The 20,033-nt window shown below is 63.7% G+C and carries 17 protein-coding genes; 11 read left to right on the forward strand and 6 right to left on the reverse strand.

Features of this window, described 5'->3' with window-relative positions; all coding sequences use genetic code 11:
• Positions 1-26: 26 nt before the first annotated feature.
• From CRO06_RS04295 to CRO06_RS04305, 3 genes are read right to left on the reverse strand one after another with little or no spacing between them, the layout of a single operon-like run.
• Positions 27-1,082 carry an ABC transporter ATP-binding protein gene (locus CRO06_RS04295; protein ID WP_055098879.1) on the reverse strand — a complete coding sequence of 352 codons (1,056 nt, stop codon included), beginning with the start codon at positions 1,080-1,082 and terminating at the stop codon, positions 27-29.
• A gap of 14 nt (positions 1,083-1,096) precedes the next feature.
• Positions 1,097-2,005 (reverse strand): ornithine carbamoyltransferase, encoded by a 909-nt coding sequence (gene argF, locus CRO06_RS04300; protein WP_022995752.1) that lies wholly within the window; start codon positions 2,003-2,005, stop codon positions 1,097-1,099.
• Complete coding sequence (locus tag CRO06_RS04305; RefSeq protein WP_022995753.1) at positions 2,002-3,183, reverse strand: acetylornithine transaminase; 1,182 nt, start codon at positions 3,181-3,183, stop codon at positions 2,002-2,004. Before CRO06_RS04305 ends, argF begins: the two co-directional genes overlap by 4 nt.
• 153 nt (positions 3,184-3,336) lie before the next feature.
• On the opposite strand from CRO06_RS04305, the gene CRO06_RS04310 reads away from it, so the two are divergent.
• The 4 genes from CRO06_RS04310 to CRO06_RS04325 all read left to right on the forward strand — a co-directional run bounded on the left by CRO06_RS04310 (position 3,337) and on the right by CRO06_RS04325 (position 8,324).
• On the forward strand, positions 3,337-4,905 hold the full coding sequence (locus tag CRO06_RS04310) for a hydantoinase B/oxoprolinase family protein (RefSeq protein WP_097057805.1): 1,569 nt from the start codon (positions 3,337-3,339) through the stop codon (positions 4,903-4,905).
• A 103-nt stretch (positions 4,906-5,008) separates the two neighbouring features.
• Positions 5,009-7,189, forward strand: a complete 2,181-nt coding sequence (locus tag CRO06_RS04315) for a TonB-dependent receptor family protein (RefSeq protein ID WP_097057806.1) — start codon at positions 5,009-5,011, stop codon at positions 7,187-7,189.
• A 116-nt stretch (positions 7,190-7,305) separates the two neighbouring features.
• Positions 7,306-7,638, forward strand: coding sequence for a Grx4 family monothiol glutaredoxin (gene grxD, locus CRO06_RS04320; protein ID WP_097057807.1), 333 nt, complete (start codon positions 7,306-7,308; stop codon positions 7,636-7,638).
• 83 nt (positions 7,639-7,721) lie between these two features.
• Positions 7,722-8,324, forward strand: coding sequence for a peroxiredoxin (locus tag CRO06_RS04325; protein ID WP_022995757.1), 603 nt, complete (start codon positions 7,722-7,724; stop codon positions 8,322-8,324).
• A gap of 121 nt (positions 8,325-8,445) precedes the next feature.
• Here CRO06_RS04325 and rnt read toward each other — a convergent pair whose 3' ends face one another.
• Positions 8,446-9,114, reverse strand: coding sequence for a ribonuclease T (rnt, locus tag CRO06_RS04330; protein ID WP_022995760.1), 669 nt, complete (start codon positions 9,112-9,114; stop codon positions 8,446-8,448).
• A gap of 225 nt (positions 9,115-9,339) precedes the next feature.
• Here rnt and CRO06_RS04335 point away from each other — a divergent pair, with 225 nt between their 5' ends.
• From CRO06_RS04335 to CRO06_RS04365, 7 genes are all read left to right on the forward strand, one after another.
• Positions 9,340-10,563, forward strand: a complete 1,224-nt coding sequence (locus CRO06_RS04335) for an argininosuccinate synthase (protein ID WP_022995761.1) — start codon at positions 9,340-9,342, stop codon at positions 10,561-10,563.
• A gap of 165 nt (positions 10,564-10,728) precedes the next feature.
• Positions 10,729-11,163 (forward strand): ATP-dependent zinc protease family protein, encoded by a 435-nt coding sequence (locus tag CRO06_RS04340; protein WP_022995681.1) that lies wholly within the window; start codon positions 10,729-10,731, stop codon positions 11,161-11,163.
• Complete coding sequence (gene rimK / locus CRO06_RS04345) at positions 11,160-12,068, forward strand: 30S ribosomal protein S6--L-glutamate ligase (protein WP_022995682.1); 909 nt, start codon at positions 11,160-11,162, stop codon at positions 12,066-12,068. Before CRO06_RS04340 ends, rimK begins: the two co-directional genes overlap by 4 nt.
• A gap of 89 nt (positions 12,069-12,157) precedes the next feature.
• Complete coding sequence (locus CRO06_RS04350; RefSeq protein WP_022995683.1) at positions 12,158-13,231, forward strand: succinylglutamate desuccinylase/aspartoacylase family protein; 1,074 nt, start codon at positions 12,158-12,160, stop codon at positions 13,229-13,231.
• A gap of 51 nt (positions 13,232-13,282) precedes the next feature.
• Positions 13,283-14,404 carry an App1 family protein phosphatidate phosphatase gene (locus tag CRO06_RS04355; protein ID WP_022995684.1) on the forward strand — a complete coding sequence of 374 codons (1,122 nt, stop codon included), beginning with the start codon at positions 13,283-13,285 and terminating at the stop codon, positions 14,402-14,404.
• Positions 14,405-14,747: 343 nt separating this feature from the next.
• Positions 14,748-16,649 (forward strand): extracellular catalytic domain type 1 short-chain-length polyhydroxyalkanoate depolymerase, encoded by a 1,902-nt coding sequence (locus CRO06_RS04360; protein WP_244902768.1) that lies wholly within the window; start codon positions 14,748-14,750, stop codon positions 16,647-16,649.
• 116 nt (positions 16,650-16,765) lie between these two features.
• Positions 16,766-17,422, forward strand: a complete 657-nt coding sequence (locus CRO06_RS04365) for a TetR/AcrR family transcriptional regulator (RefSeq protein ID WP_097057809.1) — start codon at positions 16,766-16,768, stop codon at positions 17,420-17,422.
• A 22-nt stretch (positions 17,423-17,444) separates the two neighbouring features.
• Here CRO06_RS04365 and CRO06_RS04370 read toward each other — a convergent pair whose 3' ends face one another.
• Together CRO06_RS04370 and CRO06_RS04375 are read right to left on the reverse strand one after the other, a co-directional pair.
• Positions 17,445-17,840, reverse strand: a complete 396-nt coding sequence (locus CRO06_RS04370; protein WP_022995687.1) for a rhodanese-like domain-containing protein — start codon at positions 17,838-17,840, stop codon at positions 17,445-17,447.
• Between the two features lie 30 nt (positions 17,841-17,870).
• Positions 17,871-19,778 (reverse strand): AMP-binding protein, encoded by a 1,908-nt coding sequence (locus CRO06_RS04375; RefSeq protein ID WP_097057810.1) that lies wholly within the window; start codon positions 19,776-19,778, stop codon positions 17,871-17,873.
• Positions 19,779-20,033 lie beyond the last annotated feature (255 nt).

The raw sequence follows: 20,033 nt of genomic DNA on the forward strand, positions 1-20,033 counted from the left end.
ACCGCGATCTTCCTGGGCGTCCAGTGCTAGTCTTCGTCCTGAAGCGGGAAGGCCACCAGGGTGGTGGGCGCCATGGTCACCGACAGGGTTTCGCCGGGGCGTGCTGGTGGTTCCCGGCCGCTGGTCTGACACAACAAGGTGCCGCCGTCCGGCAGACGTAACCGGTGCAGAACCGTGGGACCGGTGAACAGGCTCTTCTCCACGGTCAGGGGCGTGCCCTGGGGATCCGGCAACAGGTCATCCGGCCGCAATAATACATCCACCTCGGTGCCGGCCGGCCAGGGCAGGGGGCCGTCACGCAGTTCCCCCAGCACGGTGCCAACCGCGCCCGCGGCGGTGACGGTGCCGCGCAGGAAGGTGCCGTAGCCGGCGAACTCCGCCACGAAACGGCTGCTCGGCGCGTGATAGATGCGATGGGGACTGTCCCACTGGGCCAGGGTCCCGGCCCGCATGACGCCGACCTGGTCGGCGAGCAGAAACGCCTCTTCCTGATCGTGAGTGACCATCAGTGCCGCCACCTGCTCCTGACGCAGAATATCACCCATCTCCTCGGCCAGGGCCCGGCGCAAATCCAGGTCGAGGCTGGCGAAGGGTTCATCCAGTAACAGTAAGCGCGGGCGCGGCGCCAGGGAGCGGGCAAGGGCCACCCGCTGTTGCTGGCCGCCGGACAATTCGTGGGGATAGCGCTGATCCAGCCCTTCCAGACGTACCCGGCGCAGGCACTGGGCGACCCGTTCGCGGCGTTGCTCCGCTGTCTCCCGGCGCAGTGCGAAAGCCACGTTCTCGGCCACGGTCAAATGGGGGAACAGGGCGTGTTCCTGAAACACCATACCGAGCCGCCGGCGTTCCGGCGCCAGTTGATAGCCGGGGCGGGCCACTTCCTCGCCGCCGATATGGATGTGGCCGGCCTGGATCGGTTCCAGCCCGGCCACCGCTCTCAGGGTGGTGGTCTTGCCGCAGCCGCTGGGCCCCAGCAGACAGGCGATCCGCCCTTCCTCCAGGGTGAAACTGACGCCGTTCACGGCGCGGTAGTCACCGTACTGGCAGGCCAGATCGGTAACGGTCAGCAGAGGCTGGGACATGGGCCGCGATATTGTCAGTGCTGGCCGTGGAGCAGGAATTCCAACAGCGCCTTCTGCGCGTGCAGGCGGTTTTCCGCTTCGTCCCAGACCACGGAGCGCGGGTCGTCGAGCATGTCGTGGCTGATTTCCTCGCCACGGTGGGCGGGCAGGCAATGCATGAACAGCGCCTGCTCGTCGGCCAGGTCCATCAGCGCCGGGGTTACCTGATAAGGGGCGAAATGCCGGGCCCGCTCCTGCTGTTCCTGCTCCTGACCCATGGAGGCCCAGACATCGGTGGTGACCAGATGAGCGCCGGCCACCGCTTCGCGCGGGTCGCGCACCACCGACACCCGCCCGGCGTTGTCCGCCATCAGGGCGGCGTCGGGTTCAAAGCCTTCCGGGCAGGCCACCACCAGTTGGAAATCGAACTGGCGGGCGGCATTGATGTAGCTGTTACACATGTTGTTGCCGTCGCCGACCCAGACCACCTTGCGGCCCTTGATCTCGCCCCGATGCTCCACGTAGGTCTGCATGTCGGCCAGCAACTGGCAGGGGTGAAAATCGTCGGTGAGGGCATTGATCACCGGTACCCGGGAATGTTGCGCGAAGGTTTCCACGGTGCGGTGATCAAAAGTACGGATCATCACCGCGTCCACCATGCGCGAGAGCACCCGGGCGGAATCCTCCACCGGCTCGCCACGGCCCAACTGGGTGTCGCGGGAAGACAGGAAAATACTGGCGCCGCCGAACTGGGTCATGGCCACTTCGAAGGACACCCGGGTACGGGTGGACGACTTTTCAAAGATCATGCCCAGGGTTTTGCCGCGCATCGGCTCATGGAACTGGCCGGTGCGCTGCATGGTTTTCAACTCCACCGCCCGTTGGATCAGGTAGCCCAGTTCTTCCGGGGTCAGGTCCAGCAAAGTCAGAAAGTGGCGGGTCATGAGGCCTCCTGCTCATCGGCATAGCGGTGGATCACAGTGCTCAGGGTGTGGACCAGTTGATCGCGCTCCGCGTCGCTGATAATCAACGGCGGCAGCAGCCGGATCACCGAGCCGGCGGTGACATTGATCAACAGCCCGGCTTCGCGGGCCCGATCCACCAGTTCGCCGCAGGGACGATCCAGTTGAATGCCCACCATCATGCCCCGGCCGCGGACCTCCTGGACCAGGGACACACCGGACAGCGCCTCGCGCAGTTGCGCGCGCAGAGCCTCGCCCTTGTCGGCGACCTGCTCCAGCACGCCGTCCTGCAGCGTATCGATGACCGCCAGCGCCACCGCGCAGCCCAGTGGGTTGCCGCCGAAAGTGCTGCCGTGATTGCCGGGTCCGAACAGATCGCTGGCCGCGCCACTGACCAGGCAGGCGCCAATCGGGAAGCCGTTGCCCAGTCCCTTGGCGGTGGTCAGCACGTCGGGGCGGACCTGCTCCGCCTGGCAGGCGAAGTAGGTGCCGGTGCGGCCGTTGCCGGTCTGAATCTCGTCCAGCATCAACAGCCAGCCGCGCTGATCGCAGAGTTCGCGCAGCTTTTGCAGATAGCCGGGGCTGGCCGCGTTGACGCCGCCTTCGCCCTGGACCGGTTCCACCAGCACCGCCACGACATTGTCATCGGCGGCTTGGTGGACCGCATCGAGGTTGTCGTAAGGCAAACGGCGGAAGCCTTCCAGCAGCGGTCCAAAGCCTTCCTGGACTTTCTGGTTGGCGGTGGCGGACAGCGTCGCCATGGTGCGGCCATGGAAACTGCCTTCCATCACCAGTACCACCGGCTTTTCCACGCCGCGGCGGCGGCCATGCAGCCGCGCCAGCTTGATCGCGGCCTCGTTGGCCTCGGCGCCGGAATTGCCGAAGAACACCTTGTCCATGCCGGACAGCTGGCACAGTCGCTCGGCCAGTCGTTCCTGAACGGGAATACGATACAGGTTGGAGGTGTGCATCAGGCGTTCGCTCTGCTCACGAAGCGCCTGGACCACCGCCGGATGGCAGTGACCGAGATTACACACGGCGACACCGGACACCGCGTCCAGATACGCCTTGCCTTGTTCATCGTACAACCATACCCCCTGGCCGCGAACGAAAGCGATGGGCTGCCGCGCGTAGGTGGGGATCAGGAACTGCTCGCTCATGATATTAGGGTCCGTGAAAATAAAAACGGCAGCCGAGGCTGCCAGTGGACCAACGATAATACTCACGCTTGAAGGGCGGCGCAACGCGCGGGCCCTGGGGCGCTCGGCCTATGGCATACTGCCTGTTCACTCTCCGCCGACCCGACAATGTCCATGAACCCCGTACAATTGAGTATCTTCGCCAACCGCCTGTCCGGCATCTGTGACGAGATGGGGGCGCTGCTGCGGGCCAGCGCGCTGTCACCGAACATCAAGGATCGCCTGGATCTGTCCTGCGCGCTGTTCGACGCCGCCGGCCAGCTCTGCGCCCAGGCCGCCCATATACCAGTGCATCTGGGTTCCATGGCCTACGCCATGGCCGATCTGGTGGGGCAGCGGGACTGGGCCGCCGGCGACCTGCTGGTGGTCAACGACCCTTACCTGGGCGGCACCCATTTGCCGGACGTCACCGTGGTGGCGCCGGTGCTGGTGGCCGGTGAACTCATCGGTTTCGCCGTTACCCGTGCTCATCACGCCAACATCGGCGCCCACTCGCCGGGATCCATGCCGGTGTCCCGGACGCTGGAAGAAGAAGGTCTGGTGATCGCGCCGCAGTGGCTGAAGCGGCGCGGTGAATGGCAGGTGCCGCTATGCCGGCGACTGGCCGGGCTGGACGGTCCGGGGCCGCTGCCAGTGGATGTGCCCCGGTTCGCCGACTTCGCCGCCCAGGCCAGCAGCTGTCTGGCCGGCGCCCATCGTTTGGCGGAACTGACCGGGGAGCGGGGCGCGGAGTGGGTGGCGGCGGCGATGGGCGCGCTGAACCGCTATGGCGAGCGGCGTATGCGTCAGCGCCTGGCGGCGCTGCGTGACGGCGCTTATCGCTTCCGCGACTGGATGGATGACGATGGCCAGGGCCATCGCGATATCGCCATTGCCGTGACGTTGACGGTGGACGGCGAGCGGGCCCATCTGGACTTCAGTGACAGCGCCGGCCAGGTCGACGGCAACATCAATTGCCCGCTGTCGGTGGCGGCGGCCGCGGCTTATTACTGTTTCCGCTGCCTGTTGCCTGACGACGCGCCGTCCTGCGCCGGGCTGTTCCGTCCGATCACCCTGGAAGCGCCCGAGGGCAGTCTGGTCAACGCCCGCCGCCCCGGCGCGGTGGCCGCCGGCAATGTGGAAACCAGCTCCCGTATCGTTGACGTGGTGCTGGGGGCGCTGGCCCAGGCGGAGCCTGAAGCAATCCCCGCAGCCAGCCAGGGCACCATGAACAACCTGGCCATGGGCGAGGGCGGCGAACGGCCCTGGGATTATTACGAGACCATGGCCGGCGGCACCGGCGGTCATGCCTTGGGGCCGGGGCTGTCGGCGGTGCACAGCCATATGACCAATACCCTGAATACGCCCATCGAAAGCCTGGAAGAGCACTATCCGCTGCGCGTCTGGCGGTACCGGCTGCGCCGCGGCAGCGGTGGCGAAGGCCATCACCCTGGCGGCGATGGCATCGAGCGGGAACTGGAATTCCTGGCACCGGCCCGTTTCACCCTGCTCACTGAACGCCGCCACCATCGGCCCTGGGGGCTGGCCGGTGGCGGCGCCGGGGCGGCAGGGGAGAACCGGCTCAACGGCGAGTTGCTGCCGACCAAGGTCAGCGCTCACGCCAAATCCGGAGACCGGCTGTTGCTGGCCTCTCCCGGCGGCGGTGGCTATGGCCCGGAGAAAGGTCACCAGGGACGGCGGTAACAAGAGAGTCACAAAAGGTAAAGTGACTTCGCTGTAAATACGAATTGTTTTCATTAATCTTCCTGCTTCTTTACAAAGCTGACAAAGTTGCGGGAACGATAATATGCAAATTCGTACTCTTTTCTGGGGCGCGGCGCTAACGCCGGCCCTGGTGCTTGCCGAAACCGAGTCCCACCGGCTGCCGGCGGTGGACATCATCGGCTCCTCCGCCGACGCTTTCAGTCTGTCGGGCTCCGCCTACGTATTGAGCAATGAGGATCTGGAAAAGAAAGAGTACACGGACGTACATCGCATGCTGCAGGATGCGCCCGGCGTTTACCTGCAGGAGGAGGACGGCTACGGCTTGCGCCCGAATATCGGTATTCGCGGGGCCGCCAGCGGCCGTTCCGAACGGGTGTCGCTGATGGAGGATGGTGTGCTGATGGCACCGGCACCCTACGCGGCCCCGGCGGCGTATTATTTTCCCAGTGCCGGCCGCTTTCACGGCATCGAGGTGCTGAAAGGGCCGGACACTCTGCGCTACGGCCCCTTTACCGTCGGCGGGGCGATCAACTTCCTGTCCACGCCGATTCCCGACTCGCCGGCCGGCATGGTGCAACTGGAAACCGGTGAAAACGGTCACCAGCGTGGCCATGCCTGGTATGGCGCCACGCATGGGCAATGGGGCTTCCTGCTGGAAACCCATCAGCAAAGCAGTGACGGGTTCAAGGATGTGGATCGCTCTGATCGCGATACCGGTTTCGACAAGCGCGACTATATCGCCAAGCTGCGCTGGACCAGCCCGGCGGAGGCGTCGCTGCGGCAGGCGCTGGAACTCAAGCTGTCCCATTCCAGTGAAGTCTCCAACGAAACCTACCTGGGCCTCAGCGATGGCGATTTTCACGACGACCCCAACCGGCGCTACGGACTCAGCGCCCTGGATCAGATGGACAACGATCATGATGGCATCGCCCTGCGCCACCATCTGGTGCTCGGCGACCGCACCCAGCTGGAGTCGGTGATTTACCGCAATGAGTTTCAGCGTGACTGGTTCAAGGTCAGTGGTGCCGGTGGCCGCGGCCTGGGCGGTCTGATCGATGACGCCAACGGCGGTGACGCCGATGCCCGGGCGATCCTGGACGGCAGCCAGGACGTCTCCGATGTGACGGTCAAACACAATAACCGGGAATACACCGCCAAGGGGGTCCAGAGCGAGCTGGCCCACGCCTTCACCACCGCCGCTCTGGAGCATGAGATGGTGGTGGGCGCGCGTTTCCATCAGGACGAGGTGGATCGTTATCAGCCGGTGGAGGTGTTCTCGCAGACCAATGGCGTGCTGGTGCCCAGCGGCTACGTGGCGCCCACCGGTGGTGATAACCGGGTGGAGGAGGCCGATGCCTGGTCGGCCTGGCTGGTGGACAAGATTTATATCGGCAAGTTGATTCTGACCGGCTCGCTGCGTTATGAGGATATCCAGTCCAAAGCCCGCCGCTACGGTGATCCGGGGCGCGATACCGTGAGCCGGCGCGACAGCAATGATGTCAGCGAGGTGCTGGCCGGATTGGGTGCCACCTATTTGCTGAGCGATCAGTGGTCCTTGCTGGCCGGCGTGCATCAGGGGTTCGCCCCGGCGGGCGCTTCCGCCACCGATGGCACCGACCCGGAAAAAAGCGTGAACTACGAGGCTGGCGCCCGCTACTGGGGCGAGCGTGTGAACGTGGACGTCATCGGTTTCTACAGCGATTACGAGAACACGCTGCAGAACTGCTCGCTGGCCTATCCTTGCGATCTGGCCGGCGGCGGCAGCCAGGACTCCGGTTCGGTGAGCTTCGGTGAGTCCCGCGTATACGGGCTGGAACTGGCGGCCGGCAGCACGCTCTGGCGGGCGGCCAATGGCCTGACCGTGCCGCTGCGGCTGGCTTACACCTACACCCGCGGCAAGGTCACCCGATCCTCCGAGTCCAGCGATGCCGCGGTGGAAAGCGGAGATCGCTTGCCTTACTTGCCGGAGCACCAGGCCAGTCTGACGGTGGGGTTGGAGCAGCCGGCCCAGTGGGGCGGCTATCTGACCACCCGGTACGTGGAAGGGATGTGCGTCACCGGCGCCTGCGACAGCGGGCTGGAGCGTACCGACGATCTATTGGTGGTGGATCTGACGGCGTCCTACTACCTGACCAGCGCTGTGGAGGTCTACGGCAAGGTGGACAACCTGTTCGATGAGCAGAAAATCGTCGCCCGCAGCCCGGATGGCGCCCGCCCGAACCTGCCGCGTACCGCCGCGCTCGGCATTCGTGCCCATTTCTGAGTGGCCTCGGGGCCGGGCTTGAAAGGGCCCGGTTCCGTCCCCACCCTCTGCCCACGGCGCCGGAAGTGCTACACTGACCGGTAACTTCAATCAGCCATCCAGCCAGGTAGTCTTTTATGGACGACGTGCTTCAGGTCATCAAAGACCAGATAGCCCAAAACCCGGTGCTGCTCTACATGAAAGGCACCCCGCGGTTTCCCCAGTGCGGCTTCTCCGCCCAGGTAGTGGAAGCGATGACCAAGGTGAACAAGCCGTTCGCCTACGTAAACATTCTGGAAGCCCCGGAAATCCGTGAGTCACTCAAGGAATACGCCAACTGGCCGACCTATCCGCAATTATGGGTTAATGGCGAGCTGGTCGGCGGCTGCGACATCATCATGGAAATGTTCCGCTCCGGGCAGCTGCAAACGCTGATCGAGAGCGCCGCGGCGGAAAGCGACGCGGAATAAACTTCCGATGCGACGAGAACGCACCGGTATACCCGCCGTTCACGGCGGGTTTTCCCTTGTGATTTAACTGGAGAGAAAACGAGATGGGCGTATTGGTAGGTAAACCCGCACCCGACTTCACCGTTCCCGCGGTATTGGGCGATGGCAGCATCGTCGACGAGTTCACCCTGTCCGAGGCGATCAAGGGCAAATATGGTCTGGTGTTCTTCTACCCGCTGGACTTCACCTTCGTCTGCCCGTCCGAGCTGATCGCTCTGGATCACCGCATGGACGCGTTCAAGGAGCGCGGCGTGGAAGTGATCGGTGTCTCCATCGACAGCCATTTCACCCACAACGCCTGGCGTAACACTCCGGTGAACGACGGCGGTATTGGCGCGGTGAAATACACCCTGGCCGCCGACATGAATCACCAGATCGCCCAGGCCTACGATGTCGAGTCCGAGGGCGGCATGGCGTTCCGCGGTGCCTTCCTGATCGACAAGAACGGCGTGGTGCGCAGCCAGATCGTCAACGATCTGCCGCTGGGCCGTAACATCGACGAGTTGGTGCGTCTGGTGGACGCCATCCAGTTCCACGAAGAGCACGGCGAAGTGTGTCCCGCCGGCTGGCAGAAAGGCGACGCGGGCATGAAGGACAGCCCGGAAGGCGTGGCCTCCTACCTGTCGGAGAACGCGGACAAGCTGTAAAGCGCGGAAGGCCGGACGCCGGACGCTTCAAACCATCGCGGCCCACGGGCCGCGGTGATTTAAACTGAGTGTTGACATCTTTCCAGGCGCCAAAACACTTTTGTCCGGCGTCTGACTCCCCTCAGTCCAACTCCCGCGCCAGGGTCGGCGGCATCTTGGCGGGCGGTGGCGGCGGCCAGCCGCCCAGATCGCGGAAGCGGTTGACCATGGAACAGAACAGCTCGGCGGTGCGGGTGGCGTCGTACAGGGCCGAATGCGCCTCGCGCTGGCTGAAGCGGATGCCGGCGGCTTCGCAGGCCTTGGCCAGCACCGTCTGGCCATAGACCAGACCGGCCAGGGCGGCGGTATCGAAGCTGGAAAACGGGTGGAACGGGTTGCGTTTGACGTCGTTACGCTCGGAAGCGGCGTTGAGGAACCCCTGGTCGAAGAAACTGTTGTGCCCCACCAGCACCGCCCGATTACAGCCGTTCTGCTTCACCGCCTTGCGTACCGGGTCGAAGATTCCGGTCAGCGCGATGTCCTCGGCCACCGCGCCGCGCAACGGATTGCTCGGGTCGATGCCGGTGAAATCCAGGGCCGCCTGCTCGATATTGGCGCCAGGAAACGGGTCCACGTGGAAGTGGATGCGGGTGGCCGGACGCAGGTAGCCACTGGCGTCCATTTCCAGCAGCACCGCCGCGATTTCCAGCAGGGCGTCGTGGCGCGCGTCGAAGCCGCCGGTCTCCACGTCCACCACGACGGGCAAAAAGCCCCGGAAGCGCAAGGCAAGGGAAGGGTGTTTCTCGCTCATGGGGTCTCCGTACAAAGCGTGCCCATGCTACGGGGCCCGCTATCCCCGCACAAGACCGCCGGCCCTGAGCCGGGCTGAGGCGCCATTCTACACAAAACCGGCGATAAAGCGCGGTCTCGCGTGGACAGGTGACGGCGGCGGATAGGGGCGGGTACAATACGCGGTCTTTCGTTCACTGCCATCGTCGGCCCGTCCGGCGGTGCGAGTCATCGTGTGGAGCTTTGCATGTCCGGCATCAAGAAAGTGGTATTGGCCTATTCCGGTGGCCTGGATACTTCGGTGATCGTCAAATGGTTGCAGGAAACCTACCAGTGCGAGGTGGTGACCTTTACCGCCGATATCGGCCAGGGTGAGGAAGTGGAGCCGGCCCGCGCCAAGGCCCAGGCCATGGGCGTGAAGGAGATCTACATCGAGGATCTGCGCGAGGAGTTCGTGCGTGACTACGTGTTCCCGATGTTCCGCGCCAACACCATCTATGAGGGCGAATATCTGCTGGGCACCTCCATCGCGCGCCCGCTGATCGCCAAACGTCTGGTGGAAATCGCCGAGGAAACCGGCGCCGACGCCATATCCCATGGTGCCACCGGCAAGGGCAATGACCAGGTTCGCTTCGAACTGGGCGCCTACGCGCTCAAGCCCGGCATCCAGGTGATCGCGCCGTGGCGGGAATGGGAACTGAATTCCCGCGAGAAACTGATGGCCTTCTGCGAGGACCACGAGATTCCGGTGGATTTCACCAGCAAGAAGAAGAAATCCCCGTACTCCATGGACGCCAACCTGCTGCACATCTCCTATGAAGGCGGCAATCTGGAAGATCCGTGGTGGGAAGCCGAGGAAGACATGTGGCGCTGGAGCGTGAGCCCGGAAAACGCCCCGGATCAGCCCACCTACGTTACCCTGACCTACGAGAAGGGCGATATCGTCGCCATTGACGGCGAGCGTCTGAGCCCCGCCGAGGTGCTCACCAAACTGAACAAGCTGGGCGGCGACAACGGCATTGGCCGTCTCGACATCGTTGAAAACCGCTATGTTGGCATGAAGTCCCGGGGCTGCTACGAAACCCCCGGCGGCACCATCATGCTGCCGGCTCATCGTGCCATCGAATCCCTGACCCTGGACCGTGAGTCCGCGCATCTGAAGGATTCGGTGATGCCCAAGTACGCCGAGCTGCTCTACAACGGCTACTGGTGGAGCCCGGAACGTCTGGCGCTGCAGAAGCTGATCGACGCCACCCAGGAACACGTCAATGGGGAAGTGCGGGTCAAACTGTATAAGGGCCACGTGGCCGTCGTGGGCCGCCGTTCCGACAACGACAGCCTGTTTGACGCCTCCATCGCCACCTTCGAGGACGATGCCGGCGCTTACAATCAGAAGGACGCCGAGGGCTTCATCAAGCTCAATGCCCTGCGTTTGCGCATCGCCGCCAAGAACGGTCGCAAACTGTCGTAACCGGGCCGTCATCAACGGCCTGTAAAAAGCGGATCGCGGCCCGTGGGCCGCTCCTACACTGGCATCGACCAGCAACTGTAGGAGCGGCCCACGGGCCGCGATCGTTTGAGAAGACGTCGCGCGCGCTTCTGTGTAGTCTGCGCAGAGAAGTGGTGAGGGTTCAGGATGAAGAAATCCATCGTTGGCTGGCGGGAGTGGGCCAGTCTGCCGCAGCTGGGTATTCAGGCGATCAAGGTCAAGGTGGACACCGGCGCGCGCACTTCGGCGCTGCACGCCTTCAGTGTCGAGCACTTTCAGCGCGATGGCGCTGATTGGGTGCGTTTTCTCATTCATCCGTTCCAGCATTCCGACGATGTTCGCGAGTGCGAAGCGCCGGTGTTGGAGTACAGGGTGGTATCGGATTCCGGCGGCCACCGTGAACGGCGCCCGGTGATCGTCACCGAGGTGGTGATGGGTGGGCAACGGTGGCCGATCGAGGTGACCCTCACGGATCGTGACACGATGAAATTTCGCATGTTGCTGGGACGCACCGCCATGAAGCGCATCATGGTGGATCCCCGGTCTTCTTTCTTACTCGGTGGTAATGAGCGTCAGCCATGAAAATCGCCATTCTTTCCCGTAACAAGCATTTGTATTCCACGCACCGTCTGTTGGAGGCGGGCAGGCAAGCCGGTCATGAGATGCACGTCATCGATACGCTGCGCTGTTATATGAGCATGGTCTCGCACAAGCCGGAGATTCATTTCAAAGGTGAAGTGCTGGAAGGCTTTGACGCCGTGATCCCCCGGATCGGTGCCTCCATCACCCAGTACGGTACCGCGGTGCTGCGCCAGTTCGAGATGATGGGCGTGTTCCCGGTGAACGAATCGGTGGCCATTTCCCGCTCCCGGGACAAGCTGCGCTCCCTGCAGTTGTTGTCACGCAAGGGCGTGGGGCTGCCGGTGACCGGGTTTGCCCACTCTCCGGATGATATTCCCGACCTGATCAGCATGGTCGGCGGCGCGCCGTTGGTGATAAAAATGCTGGAAGGCACCCAAGGGATCGGCGTGGTGCTGGCGGAGACGGTGAAGGCGGCGGAATCGGTGATCGAGGCCTTCATGGGGCTGAACGTTTCGGTGATGGTGCAGGAGTACATCAAGGAAGCCGGCGGTGCCGATATTCGCTGTTTCGTGGTTGGTGGCAAGGTGATCGCGGCGATGAAACGGCAGGCGAAGGCCGGCGAGTTCCGTTCCAATCTCCACCGTGGCGGCACCGCCAGCCTGATCCGCATTACCCCGGAAGAACGGGCCACCGCGGTTCGTGCCGCCCGCATCATGGGATTGAACGTGGCCGGCGTGGACATCCTGCGTTCCAATCATGGCCCGCTGGTGATGGAAGTGAACTCCTCGCCGGGCCTGGAAGGGATTGAATCGGCCACCGGCAAGGATGTGGCGGGCATGGTGATCCGCTTCCTGGAAAAGGATGCGCGGCCTTTCCGCACCCAGACCAAGGGGGCGAAGGGATGAAAGAGAGTTAACAGTTAATAGTGAATAGTGAACAGCGAAAGGCAAAAACCAAGGGCGAAGACCACTGGCTGATCCGGTGCGGGTAATTGATGAAAAACAGCAACCCCAAAAACCCTAAAGAACCAAAAGCGGCGCCGTTTCAGTTGAACGGTATCACCGTGGCGCCGGGGACTCGCGCCAAGGTGGAGTTGCCGCTGGCGCAGCTTTACACACAGACGCCGTTGAACGTGCCGATCCATGTCATTCACGGCCGTCACCCCGGGCCGGTGCTGATGGTGAGCGCGGCGATTCACGGTGATGAACTCAACGGCGTGGAAATCATCCGCCGTCTGCTGCGCCATTCCTCCTTGCGCCGTCTTAATGGCACCTTGCTGGCGGTGCCGGTGGTCAATGTGTTCGGGTTCATTCACAAAACCCGTTATTTGCCCGACCGCCGGGACCTCAATCGCTGTTTTCCCGGTTCGGAGACCGGCAGCCTGGGAGCCCGCATGGCCTGGCAGTTCAAGACCCAGGTGCTGGATCGCGCCACCCACGCGGTGGATCTGCATACCGGCGCCATCCATCGCGCCAATTTGCCGCAGATCCGCGCCGACCTGTCCAATCACGCCACCGCCGAGATGGCCAGCGCGTTCGGTGTGCCAGTAGTGATCAACTCGGTGCTGGGTGAGGGCACTCTGCGGGAAGTGGCGGAGGCTCAGGGCATCCCGGTGATCACCTACGAAGCCGGCGAGGCGTTGCGTTTCGAGGAAGGCTGTATCCGCGCCGGGGTGCGGGGCGTGCTCAATGTCATGCACCATCTGGGCATGACCGGCCCGCGCAAGACCCGGGCGCCGCTGGAACCTCATATCGCCCGCTCCTCCAGTTGGGTTCGCGCGGATCGGGACGGTGTGTTCCTGCCGCTGGTGGCGCTCGGCGCCTGGCTGAAGAAAGGCCAACTGATCGGCCGCATTTCCAGCCCGTTCGGCGGCGAGGATGTGTCGATCCATTCTCCCTGTGCCGGCATTCTGGTGGGCCGCAACAATCTGCCATTGGTGAACGAGGGCGAGGCGCTTTATCACATCGCCCGCTTCGATGAGGTGCAGGAAGTGGCGCAGAATCTGGAGGTGTTTACCTCCGATATCGAACACGGCCCGACCCTGGCGGGGGAGCCGCCCATCGTTTAGCGTTGCCGCTTTCGCTATTCTTTGTCCCACTGATCGTGATTGGGAGACACCATGCCTGTGCCTTCACCCCGGACTTTGTACCGGGGGCTGCGGAACCTGCTGCGTTTTCTTGCCCGCCCGGTGCGCCGCGCCGAGGGGCGGGGTGAGCGGGTAATTCAATGCTACCGGGGTTATGGGTCGCGCCAGGAGCTGTTTCTCATCGGTCGTGTATTTCGCCAGCCAGGCCTGGGGCTGGACCTGGCGGAGGGGCCGCTCAACGATCTGGTCAACGTGGGGCGGCGCACGGTGCGCTGGGGTATCCGTGGAGCCCGGGTGCGAGTGCGTGCTCTGGGCTCCCGGGAGGAAGTGAAAACCGACGGCGACGGCTACTTCACCGTGCGTCTGCCGATTCAGGACACGCTGCCCGCCGAATCGTCCTGGCAGACCGTGCGGCTGACGCTGTTGCCTGAGCGGGACAATGACGAGCCGGCCAACGCGGACGCGAAAGTGTACATTCCGCCCGCGGATGTGGATCTGGCGGTGGTCAGCGATATCGACGATACCGTGATGTTCACCGGCGTCGCCAACAAGCTGTGGATGTTGTACCGGTTGTTCGTGGAAAAGGCCCGTCATCGCACCGCCTTCCCCGGCGTCTCCGCTTTGTACCGCGCTTTGTTTCAGGGCCTCGATGGTGAGCGGCGCCGGCCCATGCTGTATGTGTCCCGGGCGCCCTGGACCATCTATGAAATGCTGTCGGAATTCTTTCACCTCAATCGCATTCCCCATGGCCCGATTCTGTTCCTGCGTGAATGGGGGCTGACGCTGCAGCGGCCCTGGCCGCGCCGCGCCAAGGATCACAAGGCGCTGCTGATCCGGCGCATGATGGCGTTGTATCAGCAACTGCCGTTCGTGCTGATCGGTGACAGCGGCCAGCGCGATCCGGAAGTGTACGCACAGATCGTCGCCGAGCATCCGGGGCGGGTGAAAGCGATCTACATTCGCCATGTCCATCAGAGTCCGTCCCGGGACCGTGAGATTCACCGGCTGGCGCGTCAGGTATCGGCCCAGGGCTGTGAAATGATTCTGGCTCGCAACAGCCTGGAGATGGCCAGCCACGCCCATCGTCTGGGGCTGATCAGCGACGCCGGCCTGCAAGAAGTCCGTGCCGACAGTCAGCGCCGGCAACAGGACTAGGCCGACGGAACCGCGACTGTCCCACAGATTGGACTACGAAGCCGCTGTGGGAGCTTGTCCGGGCGGCGGGCCGCTGCAAGCGAATACCCTAACTCCGAAGCCAATTCGCCAGCAGGCTAGCTCCCACAGCGGCCTTGTAGTCATCCCTTCAGCACTTGCCGATATAGCGCTGCCAGGACGCAGTGGCTGATCGCTCCCACCGTGGTCTTGACTCCGTCGCGCAAATATTCAACGCTTGATGAGTTTTTATTCATCGGATGATGAATAAAGCGGCCGGGCATTGTGTTGCGCGCCGGTCCGCGAACACCACCGAAAAACAACAACGACAATCAGGAGAACAACAATGACGAGTAGACCCATGCGGTCCCTGATGATCGCGTTCCTGAGCTTGACGGCCGCCGCCCCGGCGCTGGCCAGCGCCGGCGCCTGGCAGAACAATCTGCCGCTGGGCGGCTTCAACAAGGTGCATCTCTATACCCCGGACAGCGACTCGCCAGTGGGCAACGGCAAGGCGCTGTTGATCGTGCTGCACGGCTGCACCCAGTCCATCGATGCCTATAAAACCGCCAATCTGGAAGTGGCCGCGGAAGAGTACGGCATGGTGGTGGCGGTACCGGATGCCATGAACAAGGCCGGTTTCAGTTGCTGGTCCTACTGGCAGGGCAGCAAATCCCGTTCCGCCGGTGACTACAAGAACCTGATCAACCTGGCCAATACCCTGTCCGGCGATGCCGCTCGCGGCATTGATCCGAACCAGGTTTACATTGCCGGTTTGTCGTCCGGCGCCAGCTTCGCCAATACCACCGCCTGCCTGGCGCCGGATGTGTTCGCCGGAGTCGGGGTCAGCGCCGGTCCCAGTGTCGGCACCAGTTCCAGCGGCGCCATTGGTGTGTGTGAGCAGGCGGACGTGGAAAGCCGCTGCCGCAATCTCGGTGGCGGTTATCAAAGCGCCTTCGACACTCAGATCGCTTCGATCGCCCATGGTGACGCCGATACCACCGTGGACACCTGCTACAACCGGCAAAACGCGGAAGGCATGGCGGGGCTGTACGGTGTCAGCGAAATTGCTGGCAGCACCGTGGTCAGCGCCGACGGCGGCAGCGCGGAGGAATTCCTGTGGCAGGATGGCCGCGTCTCCATGCTCTGGTTTCACGGCCTGGACCACTCCTGGTCCGGCGGTCAAGGCGCCTCCGGCAGCTATGTCAGCGGCGCCAGCATCAATTACGCCCGTTATCTCGGTGGTTTCTTCGCCGGGCACAATGCGCGGATCGACCGTAACCGGGTGCCAACCCTGGCCCAACTGGAAGTCACCGTCAGCATGGACCGAATCCAGGTCAGCGGGCAGGCCAGTGACGAGGATGGCACGGTCAGTGACGTACTCATCGTCATTGAGGGGGTGAATGGCGGCGGCACCCTTTCCGCCACCACCGACAATGACGGCTATTTCCAGGCCACCAGCGATCCGCTGGCGGACGGCCTGTATACCGTGGCGGTGACCGCCGCCGATGACGACGGTGGTGAAAGCGAACCGGCTATCCGGACCGTGCGGGTAGGGCCGGAACCACCGCCCAGCGCGCCGGTGCTCAGTGACATCGCGGTGAGCGTGGACGGGCAATGCGCCACGATCAGTGGCCAGGTGGTGGACGATAATCAGGATCTGGCCAGCGTGACGGTGGCCTTCGCCAGCGGTGCCCGGGCAGCGGAGGTCGATGGCGTACGCTACAGCGCCCGGGCCTGTGACTTGCCGGGCGGCGCCCAGAACGCCACGGTGACCGCCGAGGACGAAGGCGGACTGAGCAGCAGCGATCAGATCGACTTCGTTATCGACGCCGGCCAGGTGGCGACCCTGGATCAGCACATCAGCGCCGGACGGCTGGACTACACCAATTACGCCGATTGCTATCTGGAATACGGCGCGGAGGCGTTCAAGCTGAGCGAAGCAATGGTCAGTGGCCAATGCCAGTGGCAGGATGACGATGCCAGCTGCGCGGGACCGCTACAGGCTTGTTCCGGATCCGGCGGTGGCGGTGACCCGGAGCCGCAGCCGGGCGACGAGTGCCAGTCCCAGTCCACTTACAACTACTACCACAAGGTGGCGGGGCGGGCTTACAGCACCGGCAATTACTACGCACCGGACTACTTCGCCCAGGGTAGTGATGAACCGATGGCCGGCTCCACCTGGGGCATGACCGCGTTGTACAGTGAGGATGGCGGTAATGTCTGGCGGCTGGGGGCGTGTCCCTGAAGTGAGGTCGAAGCCGGGAAACACCGGCGGTTGTTGAACCCGGGGGGCTTGCGTACTATCCGTCCATGACGACCAAGCCCCCCAAGTCCGCGAAATCCCCGGCCAGGAAGAAAGCCGTGGGCCGCCCCCGTTCCCGCGATGGCGGGGGCAATCGCGACACCTTGATTCTGGACGCCGCCGAGCGTCTGTTCGCCTACCACGGCTATGATGCCGTCACGTTACGGGCGGTGGCCCGCGAAGCCGATGTGGATCTGGCCCTGATCGGCTATTACTTTGGCGCCAAGCAGAAGCTGTTCGATACCGTCTTCCAGCGCCGGGCGCGCATTCTCAACGAGGACCGCCTGGCGGCGCTGGCATCCGCCCGCGCTGAATGCGATCCGATACCACTGGAAAAAATCATCGAGGCTTATCTGCGGCCACTGGAAATGGCCCAGGAGAGCGAGGATCGGGGCTGGCGTAACTACTGCGCGCTGCTGGCCTACGTGAACACCTCTCCGGTATGGGGGCCGGTACTGATGAGCCGCCATTTCGACGGCCCCATGGAAGCGTTCGTGGAAGCGCTGGCGACGGCCCTGCCACGGGCAGAGCGCGCCGATCTGTATTGGTGCTACCACTTCATGTCCGGTGCCATGTCACTGACGTTCGCCAACACCGGCCGTATCAATGCCATGTCCGGCGGCCTGTGCCGCTCCGACGACTTCCAGACCGCCTACGATCGGATGATCCCGTTCGTGGTGGCGGGATTCGAGCGGGTGTGCGGGCCGCTGACGTAAAGCTCGTGAACAGGGCGCTGATTCAGTCCTTCTTGTCCACCGCGCCGCCGGCTTCGCGCCAGGCTTTGAAACCGCCCTCGATGTCACACACCGGGCCAAAGCCCATCTCCACTAGCTGCTGGGTGGCCAGGGCGGAACGATGACCCAGGGCGCAGAACAGGACGAAACGCTGGCCGGTGGCGAAGGCGTCCTTGTGATAGGGGGAATCCGGGTCGACCCAGAACTCCAGCATGCCGCGCGGGCAGTGCAGGGCGCCGGGCACGGTGCCTTCGCGTTGCAGCTCGCGCACGTCGCGCAGATCGACGAAGCGGGTGCCGGGATCGTCAAGCAGGGCGACCGCGTCCTCCGCCGTCAGGGATTCGATGCGGGCCTTGGCCCGCCGTACCAGTTCGTCACTGCTCAGGGTCAGTGTTGTCATCATTCTCTCCCGATCATGGCTTGGTGCGGATCATAGAACCTGCCCGGGTCGCGCGACTTCGCCCTCGCGGATCAGCACATCGCTGATCTCATCGAGAATGGCCGGGTCGTCGATGGTGGGCGGCAGGGGGAAATCCTTGCCGTTGACCATCTTACGCAAAGCAGCGCGCAAGGTCTTGCCGGAACGGGTTTTCGGCAGCCGTGGCACGATCAGCGCACGGCGGAAGCAGGCCACGGCGCCCACCTGGTCGCGGATCAGGGCGATCAGTTCCTGTTCCACCTGTTGCGGCGATTGCGCGACGCCGTCCTTGAGCACCACCAGACCCAGCGGCACTTCCCCGCGCAATTCATCGTGGCGGCCCACCACCGCCGATTCCGCCACCGCCGAATGGGTGGCGATGTGTTCCTCCATGATGCCAGTGGAAAGCCGGTGACCGGCCACGTTGATGACGTCGTCGGTGCGGCCCATGATGTGCACGAACCCGTCTTTGTCCAGGTAACCACCATCGCCAGTGTGGTAGTAGCCGGGATAGGCGCGCAAGTAGCTTTCCAGATAGCGCGGATGATCGTTCCAAAGCGTTTGCGCGCAACCCGGCGGCAGCGGCAGGCGTAACACGATGTCTCCTTCCTGGTTGGGCGGCAGCGGCTGGCCGTCTTCGCCGAGCACTTCCACCAGATAGCCGGGTACCGCCCGATTGGTGGAGCCATTGCGCACTTCCCGTTCGCCGAGGCCGGCGCAGGGGGCGGTCACCGGCCAGCCGGTTTCGGTCTGCCACCAGTGGTCGTACACCGGCCGCCCGGTGAGATCACTGAGCCATTGGTAAGTGGGGGTATCCAGCTTCTCACCGGCGACGAACAGATGTTTGAGCGTGTCGATCCGATAGCGCTGGAACAATCGGCCTTCGGGATCTTCCTTGCGCATGGCGCGGAACGCGGTGGGCGCGGCGAACAGACCATGGATGCCGTACTCTTCCACCAGACGCCAGTAGGCACCGGCGTCCGGTGTTTTCACCGGTTTTCCTTCGAACATTACCGTGGTGCAGCCGCCCAGCAGCGGCGCGTAGACGATGAACGAGTGGCCCACCACCCAGCCCACGTCGGAGCAGCCCCACCAGATTTCCCCGGCTTCCATGCCGTAGATGCTGCGCAAGGCGTACAGCAGAGCGACAGCATGGCCACCGTGGTCGCGGACGATACCCTTGGGCTTACCGGTGGTGCCGGAGGTGTACATGATATAGAGCGGGTGGTTGGCGTTGAGCGGCGTGGGCGGCACCGGATCGCTGCCATCGACGGTGGCCTGCCAGTCGAGAAACCCGTATTGCCGCAGTTCCGCCCTTGCCGTTTCGCGTTGCAGCACCAGGACCTGATCGACGCGATGCTGGCACTGCCGCAGAGCGCCATGAACCAGCGGTGTGTAGGGAATCACACGATCGATCTCGATGCCGCAGGAGGCGGTCAGGATCACCTTGGGCCTGGCGTCGTCGATACGCACCGCCAGCTCGTTGGCGGCGAAACCGCCGAACACCACCGAATGCACCGCGCCAATGCGGGCGCAGGCGAGCATGGCCATGGCCGCTTCCGGCACCATTGGCATATAGATCACCACGCCATCGCCGGCGCCGACTCCGAGACGGGTGAGCGCACCGGCCAGCTCCGCCACCCGCGCCAACAGCTGGTTGTAGGTGAAACGCTGGCGCACGCCGGTGACCGGGGAATCAAAGATCAGCGCATCCTGCTCGCCCCGGCCCTGTTCCACCTGGTGGTCCAGAGCCAGGTAACAGGTGTTCAGGCGGCCATCGCCAAACCAGCGGTGAGTGCCGTCGTCCAGGGTTTCCAGGATGCGCGTGGGCGGCTGGTACCAGGCCACGTTGCGGGCCTGTTCGGCCCAGAAGGCTTCCGGTTGTTGGCGGGCCTGCTGAAAGGCATTCCGATAGCTCATTTCCGATTCCTTGCCGTTTGTTGTTTTGTGGCGCGCGGAGGCGACGTCGGCACGCCGTGCTGTTATCCAAGCACCGGCGCTGTCGGGATGCCAGTAGACGATGGTCGGTTTCGGGCCAGCCCTGGAAAGATGAAATCAGAATGGTGGCGGAGCAGGGGGCTCTTGCCGGGGAGAATCGGCGGTCAGAATTCCAGGACACGCTACAAGCACGTCCATGTGGGCTCGGGTTTGGCCTTCCCTGGCCAAACACGGTCC

Source organism: Alloalcanivorax xenomutans (genome assembly GCF_900217905.1).
In the GTDB taxonomy this organism is placed as follows: Bacteria; Pseudomonadota; Gammaproteobacteria; order Pseudomonadales; family Alcanivoracaceae; genus Alloalcanivorax; species Alloalcanivorax xenomutans.

Excerpts from the sequence above, each read along its gene's own strand:
- CRO06_RS04295 (WP_055098879.1), bottom strand. The coding sequence starts at position 1,082 with ATGTCCCAGCCTCTGCTGACCGTTACCGATCTGGCCTGCCAGTACGGT.
- argF (WP_022995752.1), bottom strand. The coding sequence starts at position 2,005 with ATGACCCGCCACTTTCTGACTTTGCTGGACCTGACCCCGGAAGAACTG.
- CRO06_RS04305 (WP_022995753.1), bottom strand. The coding sequence starts at position 3,183 with ATGAGCGAGCAGTTCCTGATCCCCACCTACGCGCGGCAGCCCATCGCT.
- CRO06_RS04310 (WP_097057805.1), top strand. The coding sequence starts at position 3,337 with ATGAACCCCGTACAATTGAGTATCTTCGCCAACCGCCTGTCCGGCATC.
- CRO06_RS04315 (WP_097057806.1), top strand. The coding sequence starts at position 5,009 with ATGCAAATTCGTACTCTTTTCTGGGGCGCGGCGCTAACGCCGGCCCTG.
- grxD (WP_097057807.1), top strand. The coding sequence starts at position 7,306 with ATGGACGACGTGCTTCAGGTCATCAAAGACCAGATAGCCCAAAACCCG.
- CRO06_RS04325 (WP_022995757.1), top strand. The coding sequence starts at position 7,722 with ATGGGCGTATTGGTAGGTAAACCCGCACCCGACTTCACCGTTCCCGCG.
- rnt (WP_022995760.1), bottom strand. The coding sequence starts at position 9,114 with ATGAGCGAGAAACACCCTTCCCTTGCCTTGCGCTTCCGGGGCTTTTTG.
- CRO06_RS04335 (WP_022995761.1), top strand. The coding sequence starts at position 9,340 with ATGTCCGGCATCAAGAAAGTGGTATTGGCCTATTCCGGTGGCCTGGAT.
- CRO06_RS04340 (WP_022995681.1), top strand. The coding sequence starts at position 10,729 with ATGAAGAAATCCATCGTTGGCTGGCGGGAGTGGGCCAGTCTGCCGCAG.
- rimK (WP_022995682.1), top strand. The coding sequence starts at position 11,160 with ATGAAAATCGCCATTCTTTCCCGTAACAAGCATTTGTATTCCACGCAC.
- CRO06_RS04350 (WP_022995683.1), top strand. The coding sequence starts at position 12,158 with ATGAAAAACAGCAACCCCAAAAACCCTAAAGAACCAAAAGCGGCGCCG.
- CRO06_RS04355 (WP_022995684.1), top strand. The coding sequence starts at position 13,283 with ATGCCTGTGCCTTCACCCCGGACTTTGTACCGGGGGCTGCGGAACCTG.
- CRO06_RS04360 (WP_244902768.1), top strand. The coding sequence starts at position 14,748 with ATGACGAGTAGACCCATGCGGTCCCTGATGATCGCGTTCCTGAGCTTG.
- CRO06_RS04370 (WP_022995687.1), bottom strand. The coding sequence starts at position 17,840 with ATGACAACACTGACCCTGAGCAGTGACGAACTGGTACGGCGGGCCAAG.
- CRO06_RS04375 (WP_097057810.1), bottom strand. The coding sequence starts at position 19,778 with ATGAGCTATCGGAATGCCTTTCAGCAGGCCCGCCAACAACCGGAAGCC.